Origin of the sequence: Streptomyces sp. NPDC012466 (assembly GCF_042955215.1) — a bacterium.
In the GTDB taxonomy this organism is placed as follows: Bacteria; Actinomycetota; Actinomycetes; order Streptomycetales; family Streptomycetaceae; genus Streptomyces.
This window is the reverse complement of record NZ_JBIBEQ010000011.1, coordinates 271,470-284,601: the sequence shown is the minus strand read 5'-3', so window position 1 is coordinate 284,601 and position 13,132 is coordinate 271,470. Positions and strand designations below refer to the sequence as shown.

Below are 13,132 nucleotides of genomic sequence, written 5' to 3'. Positions count from 1 at the left end.
GAATCATCGAGATGGTCCCCGTACGTTGGAGCAACTGCGGGGCCATTGTCAGACCCGGCGAGTAGGGTCTGATCTTGACCGAGCAACTGTGTCGGGCGAACCGAGCGGGGTGAGGGATATGGCGACCAAGGACACCGGCGGCGGACAGCAGAAGGCCACCCGGTCCACCGAGGAGGTCGAGGAGCAGGCGCAGGACGCGCAGGGCTCCGAGGACCTCAAGGAGCGTCAGGAGAAGCTGAACGACGACGTGGACTCGGTTCTGGACGAGATCGACGACGTCCTCGAGGAGAACGCCGAGGACTTTGTGCGGTCCTTCGTTCAAAAGGGTGGCCAGTAAGGCGCCTGAACCTCCCATCCGAAGGTGAACGGGGTGCGTGGGTGACGGACGAGCCGAGCGCGGAGCGCTGCGCGCGGGGCGGTACCTGACGTGGTGCCCTCGTGTGCGGCGCTCCGGGCGTCGGCGGCGTCCGGACCCGCCGGCCCGCCCCGCGATGCGCGGCCGGCGAGTGCGGCGTCGCTCCGGCGGAGTTGGTTCCGCCGGGCATGTGGATCACCGCCGAAGGACGGGTAGGGTCCGAGGCATACCGAGCCCCCGGTCGCAACCGGGCCGGGGTTGTTCCAAGGATCGGCCCGACGTCACAGGGCGGGCTGTCGCATACGTGGAAGGAATCGCGTGGAAGCCAACACTCGTAGCACCGGGCGTCTACCAGCTGCCTTCCTGACGCCAGGGTCCTCCTCCTTCATGGACTTCCTCTCCGAGCACCAGCCGGAGATCCTGCCCGGCAACCGGCAACTGCCTCCCACCCAGGGCGTGATCGAGGCGCCGCACGGCACCACGATCGTCGCCGTGACGTTCCCCGGGGGTGTGGTCCTCGCCGGTGACCGGCGGGCCACCATGGGCAACGTCATCGCGCAGCGGGACATCGAGAAGGTTTTCCCGGCCGACGAGTACTCGGCGGTGGGCATCGCCGGCACCGCGGGCCTGGCCGTCGAGATGGTGAAGCTGTTCCAGCTGGAGCTGGAGCACTTCGAGAAGGTCGAGGGCGCGCAGCTGTCCCTGGAGGGCAAGGCGAACCGGCTGTCGACGATGATCCGCTCCAACCTCGGCATGGCCATGCAGGGCCTGGCCGTGGTGCCGCTGTTCGCCGGGTACGACGTGGACCGCGGCAAGGGCCGCATCTTCTCCTACGACGTCACCGGCGGCCGCTCCGAGGAGCTGAACTACGCGGCCACGGGTTCCGGGTCGATCTTCGCGCGCGGCGCGATGAAGAAGCTCTTCCGGAACGACCTCAGCGAGTCCGAGGCCACCACCCTCGTGATCCAGGCGCTCTACGACGCGGCAGACGACGACTCGGCGACCGGCGGTCCCGATGTCGCCCGCCGGATCTATCCCATCGTCACCGTGATCACCGACGACGGCTTCCGCCGGCTCACCGAGACCGAGGCGTCCGAGATCGCGCGCTCGATTCTCGAGCGGCGGCTGGAGCAGCCCGACGGGCCGCGGGCCGCGCTGCTGTAAGCGGCGGTCGTCTTCGTGAGGGTGGTCCTGTGAACCGACGGAATCTTCAAGAGAGGGACGGATAACCGGTGTCGACGCCGTTCTATGTCTCACCCCAGCAGGCCATGGCCGACCGGGCGGAGTACGCCCGCAAGGGCATCGCCCGTGGTCGCAGCCTGGTCGTGCTGCAGTTCGCCGACGGCATCGTGTTCGTCGGCGAGAACCCGTCCCGCGCGCTGCACAAGTTCAGCGAGATCTACGACCGGATCGGCTTCGCGGCCGCCGGCAAGTACAACGAGTACGAGAACCTGCGGATCGGCGGGGTGCGCTACGCCGACCTGCGGGGTTACACCTACGACCGGGACGACGTGACGGCCCGGGGCCTGGCGAACGTGTACGCGCAGACGCTGGGCACGATCTTCTCCAGCGCCGCCGAGAAGCCGTACGAGGTGGAACTGGTCGTCGCCGAGGTCGGGGAGACGCCCGAGGGCGACCAGATCTACCGGCTGCCGCACGACGGCTCCATCGTGGACGAGCACGGCTCGGTCGCGGTGGGCGGCAACGCCGAGCAGATCAGCAGCTATCTCGACCAGCGCCACGAGGAGGGCATGACGCTCGCGGAGGCGCTGAAGCTGGCGGTCCAGGCGCTCTCCCGCGACACCAACGGCAGCGAGCGGGAGATTCCCGCGGAGCGGCTGGAGGTGGCGGTGCTGGACCGCACCCGCCCGCAGAAGCGCAAGTTCAAGCGGATCAGCGGCCCCCAGCTGTCGCGGCTGCTCGGCGCGGACGGCGGCGGTACGGAGGACTCGGCGTCGGAGGACGCCGAGTAGTCCTGACGTGGTGCGACGCGCCCCGGCCGGGTCGTGGCCGGGGCGCGCTGCTGTCCGCGGGCGGCCGGCGGCGGCCACCCGGTCTCCGCGGCAACACCTCCACCGCTAGCGAGGCGGTGCCGTGGAGCTCCGTACCACTAGGTGGACCGGGATGTCCCCGCCCTCGGGCGCACGGTCCTCCAGGACGGCCAGCAGGGCCCGCATGCCGCGCTCGCCGAAGAGCTCGGCGTTCAGGTGGACCGTCGTCAGCTCCGGGTCCATGGCCGTGGCCAGGGCCAGGTCGTCGACGCCCGTGACCGACAGGTCGTCCGGGATGCGCAGGCCCAGACGGCGGGCCGCCTTGTACGTGCCGGCCGCGAGCTGGTCGTCGTCGCAGATCACGGCGGTGGGACGGGGGCCGGGGGCCGTCAGGGCCGCTTCGGCGGCGGTCACCGCTCCCTCGATGGAGATGGGGGAGCGGGCCGTGCGCACCGAGGTGCCCGGTACCTCGTCCAGCCGCGCCGCCAGTTCCCGGGCGCGTACGTCGAAGGTCCAGGAGGGGACGTCCGCCGCCAGATGGAGGAAGTGGCGGTGCCCCAGGGAGAGCAGGTGAGCCGCTGCCTGGCGGATGCCGTCGGCGATGTCCAGGTTCACCGTCGCCGCACCCAGGCTGCCCTCCGGGTCGCTGTCCAGCATCACCAGCGGCAGCGCCTCGCCGCGGATCGCGGTCAGGGCGTCCGCGGCCATGGAGGAGGCGAGGACGCCGTCCAGCGCGGACTGCGCCGAGGCGAAGGGGTCGCGGGCGGGGCCGATGCCCTCGGGGGAGGGGTAGAGGACCACCCCGAAGCCGTGCTCGGCGGCGACGCGGGCGGCGCCCGTGTAGACGCCGGCGAAGAACTCCGTGGTGAGGGCCGGGACGACCAGGAGGACCGTGCGGGTGCGGCCCAGGCGCAGATTGCGGGCGGCCAGGTTCGGGCGGTAGCCCAGGTCGCGGGCGGCCTCGCGGACGCGCTCGGCGGTCGCCTCGGAGACGCGGCCGCGCCATTTGTCGCCGAGGACCAGGGAGACGGCCGCCTGGGAGACGCCGGCGGCCTGGGCGACGTCCCGGCTCGTGGGGCGGGTACTGCCTCGTGCCACCGTCGGCCTGCTCTTTCGTCTGGACTCGTGAACAGCGGACATGGTACGTATGGAAGCCGACGTTATACGTAAAACCTAGGGCGGGGACATGGCCACGGGATACCTGGAGATCCTTCGGGCGCGACACGCCGCCCGACTGCTCGTCGGCACACTGGTCGGCCGGCTGCCCAACGCCACGGCCGCGATCGCGATCGTGCTGTTCGTCCGGGCGGAGGGCGGCACCTACAGCCTGGCGGGGGCGCTGGCGGCCGTCTACGGGGTCGCCAACGCCGTCGGGCAGCCCGTGCTGGGCCGGATCGTGGATCTGCGCGGACAGCCGCTTGTGCAGCTCCCGGCGGCCGTCCTCTCCGCGCTGGCGATGGCGGTCTTCGCCTTCTCGGGCATCGGATCGCTGCCGCTCGCGTATGCCGCCGTGGCCGGCGCCGGGCTCTTCACACCGCCCCTGGAGGGCGGGCTGCGGGCGCTGTGGCCCTCCGTCCTGCGGCGGGAGGACCAGGTGCACACCGCGTACGCCATGGACGCCGTGGCCCAGGAGGTGATGTTCACCGTCGGGCCGCTGCTGGTGACGTTGTGCGTGTCCCTGTGGTCGGCCCAGGCCGCGCTGCTCGTGCTGAACGTGGTCGGGGTGCTGGGGGCGCTGTCCGTGGTGGTCTCGCAGCCCTCGCGCGCCTGGCGTTCGGCGCCGCGCGAGGCGCACTGGCTGGGCGCGCTGCGCTCACCCGGACTGCTCGCACTGCTGGCGGCGTTCCTGTTCATCGGGATGGCGCTCGGCTCCATCACGGTCGCCTCGGTGCCCTACGCGGACGACCACGGCGGGGACGCCGTGTACGGCTGGCTGATGGCCGCCCTGGGTTTCGGGGCGCTGATCGGCGGCGCCGTCTACGGGGCCCGCCAGTGGGCCGGTGAGCCCGCGCGGCGACTGCGGGTGCTGGTGGCCCTTCTGGTGGTCTGTTACCTGCCGCTGATGCTGATGCCGGACGCGGTGCCCATGGTGGCGCTCACCGCGCTCGCCGGCGTCTTCCTCGCGCCCGCCATCGCCTGCGCGTTCGTCCTGGTCGACCGGCACGCCCCGCGGGGCACGGTCACCGAGGCGTTCTCCTGGCTGGTGACGACGTTCACCGTGGGCCACTCGGTCGGAACAGGCGTCGCCGGGCCCGTGGTCGAGACGGGCGGAGCCCTGTGGGGATTCGCCGTGCCGGCTGTCGCCGGTGGCGTGTCTCTGCTGGTTTTGACCGCCACAGGACGGGTAGTCGCAGCTCCCGGCCAGGGAGCGGTTGTTGCGGCCGGTTCGGAAAATGATCCAAACCGTGCTGTCGAACCCCGTTTCAGTTCAGGGGATCGGGCGTAATGTTCCCTCATGGACCGCCGCATTTTCGGGCTGGAGAACGAGTACGGCGTCACGTGCACGTTCAGGGGACAGCGCCGCCTGTCTCCTGACGAGGTGGCGCGGTACCTCTTCCGCCGTGTCGTGTCATGGGGCCGCAGCAGCAATGTCTTTCTGCGAAACGGCGCCCGCCTCTATCTCGACGTGGGATCGCATCCGGAATACGCGACACCGGAATGCGACAACGTGACCGAACTGGTCACCCACGACAAAGCAGGCGAGCGCATTCTCGAAGGACTCCTGGTGGACGCCGAACGACGCCTGCACGAGGAGGGAATCGCGGGCGACGTCTACCTCTTCAAGAACAACACCGACTCGGCGGGCAACTCCTACGGCTGCCACGAGAACTATCTCGTCGCCCGGCACGGGGAGTTCTCCCGGCTCGCGGACATTCTCATTCCGTTCCTGGTCACACGGCAGCTGCTGTGCGGCGCCGGCAAGGTGCTGCAGACGCCGCGCGGTGCCGTGTACTGCGTCAGCCAGCGGGCCGAGCACATCTGGGAGGGCGTCTCCTCGGCGACGACCCGCTCCCGGCCCATCATCAACACCCGCGACGAGCCGCACGCGGACGCCGAGCGCTACCGCCGCCTGCACGTCATCGTGGGCGACTCCAACATGTCCGAGACGACCATGCTGCTCAAGGTCGGCGCCACCGACCTGGTACTGCGCATGATCGAGGCGGGCACGGTGATGCGGGACCTCACCCTGGAGAACCCGATCCGGGCGATCCGCGAGGTCAGCCACGACATCACCGGCCGCCGCAAGGTCCGCCTGGCCAGCGGACGCGAGGCCTCCGCCCTGGAGGTGCAGCGCGAGTACTACGAGAAGGCCCTGGACTTCTGCGAGCGCCGGGGCATCCGCACCGGCACCGTCGAGCAGGTCCTGGAGCTGTGGGGCCGCACACTGGACGCGATCGAGGCCGAGGACCTCGACCGCATCGGCACCGAGATCGACTGGGTCATGAAGTACAAGCTCATCGAGCGGTACCGCGCCAAGCACAACATGACCATGTCGCACCCGCGGGTCGCGCAGATAGACCTCGCCTACCACGACATCCACCGCCGTCGTGGCCTGTACTACCTGCTCGAGAAGAAGGGCCAGGCGGCCCGTATCTGCAACGACTTGAAGATCTTCGAGGGCAAGTCCGTTCCGCCGCAGACCACTCGGGCCCGGCTGCGCGGTGACTTCATCCGGCGGGCCCAGGAACAGCGCCGTGACTTCACGGTGGACTGGGTGCACCTCAAGCTCAACGACCAGGCCCAGCGGACCGTGCTGTGCAAGGACCCGTTCCGTTCCGTGGACGACCGGGTGGAGAAGCTGATCGCCGGGATGTAAGCCGGTTCCGGCCAGTTCTGGAAGCCGGTGCCCAGAGGTTTTCGCACCTGTGGGCACCGGTCTTTTCCGTTCCGGACCCTCCCCTAGGGGTGCGGAACGGGCGACGTCGTGTCGCGCGGTGAGGCGAGTGAGGAGCGTGTACGCCGTAGAGTGGCGGCCATTGCCCCCACACCACCGATCCCAGTTGGACTGATGAACTACAACACGAAACGACGCGTCGCCGCGCTGCTGGCCGTTCCCGCCCTGTTGTTCACCGCCGCGTGCGGATCGGACGACGGGAACAACGGCGACACGGCGGGAGGCGTCGCCGAGGTCAAGGGGAAGGTCGGGGCGAAGCCCGAGATCTCCGTGCCCAAGGACGGCAAGCCGTCCGACGAGACCGTGGTCAAGACGGTCTCGGCGGGCAGCGGGACCCCGATCAAGGGCTCGGACTTCGTCCGCCTGGACTGGACCGTCGAGAAGTGGGGCGGTGACCAGGAGCTCGGCGGTACCTGGGCCGCGGGATCGACGGGTGACAAGGCGCCCCGGCGGCAGTCCATCGAGCAGATCGGCAAGCCGAGCCAGCAGCTCCCCGAGAAGGTCCTCGACGCGGTGAAGGGCAAGAAGCCCGGCAGCCGGATCCTGGTGCAGGGCACCGCGGGCGACCTGATCGGCCAGAGCCTGAACACCTCCTCCGGGATCGCCGCGAAGGACGTGCTGATCTGGGTCGTCGACCCGGTCGGTGCCGCGAGCGTCGACGCCAAGGCCGAGGCCAAGGGCGAGCAGGCTCCCTCCGAGCCGGGCATGCCCGAGGTGAAGTCCCCGTCGCAGAAGGCCGCGGTCATCACCGTCCCCAAGGGCGAGAAGGCTCCCAAGGACCTCAAGGAGCAGGTGCTGATCAAGGGCGACGGCAAGAAGGTCGAGGCCGGGCAGGGCCTCATCGCCCAGTACACCGGGGTCAAGTGGGAGGACGGCAAGAAGTTCGACTCCTCCTGGGACCACGGCGGTGCCACCGCCTTCCAGATCGGCAACGGCTCCGTGGTGGCAGGCTGGGACAAGGGCCTCGTCGGCAAGCACGTGGGCGACCGCGTGCTGCTGGTGATCCCGCCCTCGCTCGGCTACGGCGCGAGCCCGAGCAGTGAGCTGGCCAAGAACACCCTGGTCTTCACGGTGGACATCCTCGGCACGGTCTGACCCGGCCGGTCTGTGAGACTGTTCCCGACGCAGGTCACGTAACAAGGAGAGATGAAGTGAGCATCGACAAGCCCGAGATCGACTTCCCGGGCGGCGAGCCCCCGGCGGACCTCGAGATCAAGGACATCTGGGAGGGCGACGGCCCGGTCGCGCAGGCCGGCCAGACCGTCACCGTGCACTACGTCGGTGTCGCCTTCAGCACGGGTGAGGAGTTCGACGCCAGCTGGAACCGCGGCACCCCGTTCCGCTTCCCGCTGGGCGGCGGCCGGGTCATCAAGGGCTGGGACCAGGGCGTGCAGGGCATGAAGGTCGGCGGCCGCCGCCAGCTGACCATCCCCGCCCACCTCGCCTACGGCAACCAGAGCCCGACCCCGGCGATCAAGCCCGGCGAGACGCTGATCTTCGTGGTCGACCTGCTCGGAGTCTGAGCAGGATCCGAACAGACTCGATCATGTGGGGCCCATGCCTGTTCGGGCATGGGCCCTCGGCTTTTGCCGTGCCACCGTGTGGCGGTACGGTCTCGCTCGTAAGCACCATAGGGAGGCGAAGCGCGTCGATGGCCATTGCCAAGGCCGAGCGGCTGATGAATCTGGCGCTGTGTCTGCTCGGGACACGTCGGCCGCTCAGCAAGCGTGAACTGCGCGACTCCATCGAGGCCTACGTCGAGGCCTTCGGGCCGGGCAACGGCGCGACCGGCTCCGATGATTCCTTCAACCGCATGTTCGAGCGTGACAAGGACGATCTGAGGGAACTCGGGCTGGTCATCGAGACCGTCGAGAGCCTCGACGGCGACGTCGGCTACATGGCCCGCCGCGACAGCAACCGCCTCCCGCCCATCACGCTCGACGCCGAGGAGGCCGCCGCCCTGGGTCTGGCCGCCAAGGTGTGGCAGCAGGCCCGGCTCGCCGGAGCGGCCAGCGGCGCTCTGCAGAAGCTGCGCGCGGCCGGACTCCCCGAGGACGTCGACCCGTACGGGTCGCACGGCGCCCTGGAACCGCGTATCCCCGTGCACGAGGCGGCGTTCGAGCCGCTGATGCTGGCCTGCCGGGACCGCAGGCCCGTCGCCTTCGAGTACCGCAAGGCCACCGCCGCCCACCCCGGGCAGCGCCACGTGGAGCCGTGGGCGCTGGAGTGCTGGCGGGGCCACTGGTACCTGGCGGGCTGGGACCGCGACCGGGGCGCCGAGCGGGTCTTCCGGCTCTCCCGGATCACCGGCAAGGTCCGCTCGCGCGGCGGCCGCTACACCGCTCCCGTGCCGGACGTCGTCACCGTCCGGGAGACCGTGGCGAGCTGGGCCGGGGAGATAGCCGACCGCTCGGCGCGGATCCGGCTGCGCGCGGGCGCGGGGTACCCCCTGCGGGCGAAGGCCACCTCGGTTCGGGAACTCGGGGACGGCTGGGACGAGTTGGAGATTCCGTACGGACACGGGCTGGACGCCTGGCTGGTGGAGTTCGGGCCGGACGTGGTCGTCCTGGAGCCCGCCGAGCTGCGGGCCGACGTGGTGGACCGGCTGCGCGCCGTGGCCAAGGGCTGAGGGGGAGCGGGAAGACAGTGGCAGGCAAACCGGTCAGGCCCGTGAACGCCATCGACCAGACCCGGCGGATGCTCTCGCTGGTGACGTATCTGAGGGAGCGTCCCGGAGCCCGGGTCGAGGACGTCGCGCGTGCCTTCGGCATCAGCGAGGACGAGCTCGTCTCCGACCTCGACGTCCTGCCCATGTGCGGCACCAGCTTCCGCGGCGGCGACCTGCTCGACATCGACACCGACGGCGAGCGCATCTGGTGGCACAACCCGGCCGCCCTCGCGGCGGAAGCGGCCGAGCCGCTGCGGCTCGCCGCCGACGAGGCCACCGCCCTGCTCGTGGCCGCCCGGGCGGTCTCCACCCTGCCGGGACTGCGCGAGAGCGACCGGCAGGCGCTGCTGCGGGCGACGGCCAAGGTGGAGACGGCGGCCGGTGAGGCGGCGGGCGCCAGCTCGCGGCTGTCGGTGACCTTCGAGTCCGAGGGCGGTGTCTTCGCGGACGTCGACCGGGCCATCGCCGAGCGCCGCCGGCTGTGGATCCGCTACTACTCGCCCGCGCGCGACGAGGTCACCGAGCGGGAGATCGACCCCATCCGCCTGGTCAGCGTCGGGCACACGTACGTCGAGGCCTGGTGCCGCCGCTCCGAGGCGCGCCGCACCTTCCGGCTCGACCGGGTCGCCGAGATCAAGATCCTGGACGAGCCGTCGGCGCCGCCCGAGATCGAGCTGCGCGACCTCTCGGAGGCGCTGGTGCAGCCCGCGGCCGAGGACCCGGAGGTCGTGGTCGAGGTCGGGCCCGGTGGCCGCTGGGTCGCGGAGTACTACCCGCACGACAGTGCGGATGAGCTCCCGGACGGCGGACTGCGTATCACTCTGCGGACTCCCGAACCGGCGTCGCTGCGGCGCCTGGCACTGCGGCTCGGGCGGGACGGCCGGATCGTCTCGCCGCCGGAGCTCGCGGACAGCGCCCGGCTGGCGGCCCGCGAGGCGCTGGCGGCGTACGACGGGATCGAGGCGGTGGAGACGGTCCGCGCCGTGGAGACCGCCGACGCGGGCGGGCCGCAGCCGGTCCCGGACGGGCCGGGCGGCGGCCGCGAGTGAGCCACAGGTGCCCGCCGGGACCCGTGGCCGGGCACGGCCGAGCCGGGGCGTCGCCCGGCCGGGGCGTCGGCCATGGCGCCGGTCGTGACGTCGGCCGGGGTGCTCCGGAGGCGAACGACCCCAGGAAGAGGAGCGAGGGCTTGAGCGAGTCGGCGACGTCCGGTGGTGTCGGGGGCATGACGGCGGAGTCCGCGTTCGCCGGGATGAGAAGCGTGGCCCCGGTGGTCTTCAGGGCGGGCTGCCCGGACTGCCGGGGGTGCTTCGAGCTCGCCGCGGGCGCACTGCGCCTGGCCATCGGTGCCACGAGCCGCACCACCTTCTACTCCTTCACCTGCCCCGAGTGCGGCGCGTCCGTCCGCAAGCCGGCGGGGGAGCGGATCGTGGAGCTGCTCACCGGTGGCGGAGTGCGGACCCTCAGGCTGCACTCCACCGTCTAGAGGGTCGGAGCGTTCGCCCCGTCGGGAAGGTCTAGGCTCGGCGTCATGTTCTGGCCGATGTTCGCGGTTGCCGTGGGTTTTGTGGGTCTGGTCGTGCTCGGGGTGTTCGCCGTGCGGGTCTTCGTGGAGGCAGAGCGCCTGGGCAGGCAGGTCACGGACTCGGCGCGCCGTATCAACCGGGCCGCGGAGGACCTGGAGCGGGCAGCCGAGAGCGCCGCCCGTTCCGTCGACGCTCTGTGAGAGGTCCGGCGGGCGCGGCCGGCAGTTGCGTTTCGGGACACTTCGCCCTGTCACGCCGGCGGTTCGTACAGGTACTCTGCTGATCGCGGCCCGGTTAACGAGGCACTGGTCGCGGACGGGAGTACGCACAGGGGTTGCAGAGGGATTGCCTCACGTTTACCCCCGAGCGTTACGATCGCTGCCAGCACGATCGTTCGGACAAGTGTCCGACCGGTCGGACAGCACCCCACACAGCCGCCTCGGTGAGAAGGTAAAGACTTATGTTCGGAAGGCTCGGAGCCCCCGAGATCATTCTCATCCTCGTCGTCATCATCCTGCTGTTCGGCGCGAAGAAGCTTCCGGACATGGCTCGGTCGCTCGGCAAGTCGGCCCGCATCCTCAAGAGCGAGGCCAAGGCGATGAAGGACGAGAACAAGTCCTCCACGACCCCGGCCGGCCCGCCCAACAACGACGAGCCCTCGCAGCGCACCATCCAGGCAGCGCCCGGTGACGTGACCAGCTCGCGCCCGGTCAACGAGCCCACGGACACGACCAAGCGCTGACGCAGGGCCGGTGACCTCCGGCCCGCCGCACGAGATGGGAACGTGGGTTGCTGAAGTCTGCCCGCAAGCAGGAGAAGGATCCCGAGGGGCGGATGCCCCTCGCGGAGCACCTTCGCGAGCTCCGCAACCGGCTCGCCAAGGCGATGCTGGCGATCGTCGCCGTCACGGTCGTCGCCGCCTTCTTCTACAACGACATCATCAACTTGATCACCAAGCCGATCCTCGACTCGGTCGGCTGTGACAAGACCTTCGCGGAACTGGCCAGGGCGCAGTCGGGCACGAAGCCCTGCGCGCAGATCACCATCAACGGCCTGCTCACCCCCTTCACGCTGGCGCTGAAGGTGTCGCTGATGGCCGGTGTCGTGCTGGCCTCGCCGATCTGGCTCTACCAGCTGTGGGCCTTCGTCGCCCCCGGCCTGCACCGGCACGAGCGGAAGTACGCCTACGCCTTCGTGGGCACGGGCGCCCCGCTGTTCATCGCCGGTGCCTACTTCGCGTACACGGTGCTTCCCACCACGGCGAAGGTGCTCCTCGAGTTCACCCCCGGCGGCACGTCCAACCTCCTCCCGCTGGACGACCTGCTCGACCTGGTCATGCGGATGGTGCTCGTCTTCGGCCTCTCGTTCGAGCTGCCGCTGCTGCTGGTCATGCTCAATCTCACCGGGGCGATCACGGGCAAGCGCATGCTCGGCTGGTGGCGCGGCATGATCATGGCCATCACGGTCTTCGCGGCCATCGCCACACCGAGCACCGACCCGCTCACGATGCTGGCGCTCGCCGGGCCGATCTGGCTCCTGTACTTCGCCGCCGTCGCCTTCTCCCTGCTCAACGACCGCCGCCGCAGCCGTCGCGAGGCCCTGGGCCCCGCCGACGACGAGGCGTCCGAGCTGGACCTCACCCCGGACGACATCGGCGAGATCGAGCCCGTGACCACCAGCCGGGCCGCCCTGCCCGAGCAGGCGAGCGCGGACCGCTCGGAGCGGGTCAACGGTTATGACGACGTGACCTGAAGATCGGCAGGCAGATCGTAGGGTCGGTCGCGTGACCAGCGAGATCACCCTCTTCGTCAACCCCACCGCGGGCCGCGGCCGGGGCGCCCGCGCGGCGCAGCCGGCCGCTTCCGCGTTGCGGGCGGCCGGTTTCTCGGTCCGTACGGTGCTCGGGGAGGACGCCGCGGACGCCCTCGCACGCGCCCGTGCGGCCGTCGACGGCGGCACCGGCGCGCTGATCGCCGTCGGCGGCGACGGCATGGCGAGCCTCGCCCTGCGGGCCGTCGCCGGCACCCGCACCCCGCTCGGCCTGGTCGCCGTCGGCACCGGAAACGACTTCGCCCGCGCCCTCGGCCTGCCCGTGCGGGAGCCGGCCGCCGCGGGCCGCATGATCGCCGACGCCCTCAAGTGCGGCCGGATCCGCGACATCGACCTCGGGCGGGTCGGCGACCGCTGGTTCGGCACGGTCCTCGCCTCCGGCTTCGACTCCCGTGCCAACGACCGGGGCAACCGCATGCGATGGCCCACCGGCCGCCTCAGATACGACCTGGCGATGATCTCCGAGCTCGCCGGGTTCCGGCCCGTCCCCTACCGCATACGGCTCGACGACGGTGAGGTCCGCGAGGTCGAGGCGACCCTGGTGGCCGTCGGCAACGGCTCCTCCTACGGAGGCGGCATGCGGATCTGCCCGGACGCCGACCTGACCGACGGGCTGTTCGACGTCACCGTCGTCGGGGACTGCGGCCGCGCGACGCTGCTGCGGGTCTTCCCGAGGGTGTACCGCGGGACGCACGTGGAACATCCGAAGGTGACCGTGCTGCGGGCGGCCCGGGTGGAGATCGCCGCCGAGGGCACCACCGGCTACGCCGACGGGGAGCCGCTCGGGCCGCTGCCGCTGAGCGCGCGCTGCGTACGCGGGGGCGTGCGGGTCGTCGGCCCCTGAGCTGCGCGGATCCGAGGTTTCAC

At 70.8% G+C, this 13,132-nt stretch carries 15 protein-coding genes; 14 read left to right on the top strand and 1 reads right to left on the bottom strand.

Annotated features, from left to right (window positions below; translation table 11 throughout):
- The first annotated feature begins 118 nt into the window (after positions 1 to 118).
- The 3 genes from ACFY9E_RS34245 (at position 119) to prcA (ending at position 2,328) form a co-directional block, all read left to right on the top strand.
- Entirely contained in the window at positions 119 to 337 is a 219-nt protein-coding gene (locus tag ACFY9E_RS34245; protein ID WP_283971741.1) for a ubiquitin-like protein Pup, read from the top strand.
- A 336-nt stretch (positions 338 to 673) separates the two neighbouring features.
- Positions 674 to 1,519 (top strand): proteasome subunit beta, encoded by an 846-nt coding sequence (gene prcB / locus ACFY9E_RS34240; RefSeq protein ID WP_390990874.1) that lies wholly within the window; start codon positions 674 to 676, stop codon positions 1,517 to 1,519.
- Positions 1,520 to 1,587: 68 nt separating this feature from the next.
- The gene (gene prcA, locus ACFY9E_RS34235) at positions 1,588 to 2,328 is read left to right on the top strand and encodes a proteasome subunit alpha (protein WP_390990872.1); all 741 of its coding nucleotides are present in this window, start codon (positions 1,588 to 1,590) and stop codon (positions 2,326 to 2,328) included.
- A gap of 105 nt (positions 2,329 to 2,433) precedes the next feature.
- Here prcA and ACFY9E_RS34230 read toward each other — a convergent pair whose 3' ends face one another.
- Entirely contained in the window at positions 2,434 to 3,486 is a 1,053-nt protein-coding gene (locus tag ACFY9E_RS34230; protein WP_390990869.1) for a substrate-binding domain-containing protein, read from the bottom strand.
- A 46-nt stretch (positions 3,487 to 3,532) separates the two neighbouring features.
- On the opposite strand from ACFY9E_RS34230, the gene ACFY9E_RS34225 reads away from it, so the two are divergent.
- The 11 genes from ACFY9E_RS34225 to ACFY9E_RS34175 all read left to right on the top strand — a co-directional run bounded on the left by ACFY9E_RS34225 (position 3,533) and on the right by ACFY9E_RS34175 (position 13,109).
- A complete protein-coding gene (locus ACFY9E_RS34225; RefSeq protein WP_390990866.1) occupies positions 3,533 to 4,792 on the top strand; it encodes an MFS transporter in 1,260 nt (419 codons plus the stop codon).
- A gap of 9 nt (positions 4,793 to 4,801) precedes the next feature.
- Positions 4,802 to 6,163 (top strand): Pup--protein ligase, encoded by a 1,362-nt coding sequence (gene pafA, locus ACFY9E_RS34220; protein ID WP_031106199.1) that lies wholly within the window; start codon positions 4,802 to 4,804, stop codon positions 6,161 to 6,163.
- Positions 6,164 to 6,355: 192 nt separating this feature from the next.
- The gene (locus ACFY9E_RS34215; RefSeq protein WP_390990863.1) at positions 6,356 to 7,336 is read left to right on the top strand and encodes an FKBP-type peptidyl-prolyl cis-trans isomerase; all 981 of its coding nucleotides are present in this window, start codon (positions 6,356 to 6,358) and stop codon (positions 7,334 to 7,336) included.
- Between the two features lie 56 nt (positions 7,337 to 7,392).
- Positions 7,393 to 7,764, top strand: a complete 372-nt coding sequence (locus tag ACFY9E_RS34210; protein ID WP_019754140.1) for an FKBP-type peptidyl-prolyl cis-trans isomerase — start codon at positions 7,393 to 7,395, stop codon at positions 7,762 to 7,764.
- 128 nt (positions 7,765 to 7,892) lie between these two features.
- Positions 7,893 to 8,870 (top strand): WYL domain-containing protein, encoded by a 978-nt coding sequence (locus tag ACFY9E_RS34205; RefSeq protein ID WP_390990860.1) that lies wholly within the window; start codon positions 7,893 to 7,895, stop codon positions 8,868 to 8,870.
- Positions 8,871 to 8,887: 17 nt separating this feature from the next.
- On the top strand, positions 8,888 to 9,958 hold the full coding sequence (locus ACFY9E_RS34200; RefSeq protein WP_390990858.1) for a WYL domain-containing protein: 1,071 nt from the start codon (positions 8,888 to 8,890) through the stop codon (positions 9,956 to 9,958).
- A gap of 140 nt (positions 9,959 to 10,098) precedes the next feature.
- A complete protein-coding gene (locus tag ACFY9E_RS34195) occupies positions 10,099 to 10,395 on the top strand; it encodes a hypothetical protein (RefSeq protein ID WP_390990855.1) in 297 nt (98 codons plus the stop codon).
- Positions 10,396 to 10,440: 45 nt separating this feature from the next.
- Positions 10,441 to 10,635 (top strand): hypothetical protein, encoded by a 195-nt coding sequence (locus ACFY9E_RS34190; RefSeq protein WP_390990852.1) that lies wholly within the window; start codon positions 10,441 to 10,443, stop codon positions 10,633 to 10,635.
- 260 nt (positions 10,636 to 10,895) lie between these two features.
- The gene (tatA, locus tag ACFY9E_RS34185) at positions 10,896 to 11,177 is read left to right on the top strand and encodes a Sec-independent protein translocase subunit TatA (protein WP_033311911.1); all 282 of its coding nucleotides are present in this window, start codon (positions 10,896 to 10,898) and stop codon (positions 11,175 to 11,177) included.
- Positions 11,178 to 11,224: 47 nt separating this feature from the next.
- Positions 11,225 to 12,187 (top strand): twin-arginine translocase subunit TatC, encoded by a 963-nt coding sequence (tatC, locus tag ACFY9E_RS34180; protein ID WP_390990850.1) that lies wholly within the window; start codon positions 11,225 to 11,227, stop codon positions 12,185 to 12,187.
- A 31-nt stretch (positions 12,188 to 12,218) separates the two neighbouring features.
- Positions 12,219 to 13,109 (top strand): diacylglycerol kinase, encoded by an 891-nt coding sequence (locus tag ACFY9E_RS34175; protein ID WP_390990848.1) that lies wholly within the window; start codon positions 12,219 to 12,221, stop codon positions 13,107 to 13,109.
- Positions 13,110 to 13,132: the final 23 nt, after the last annotated feature.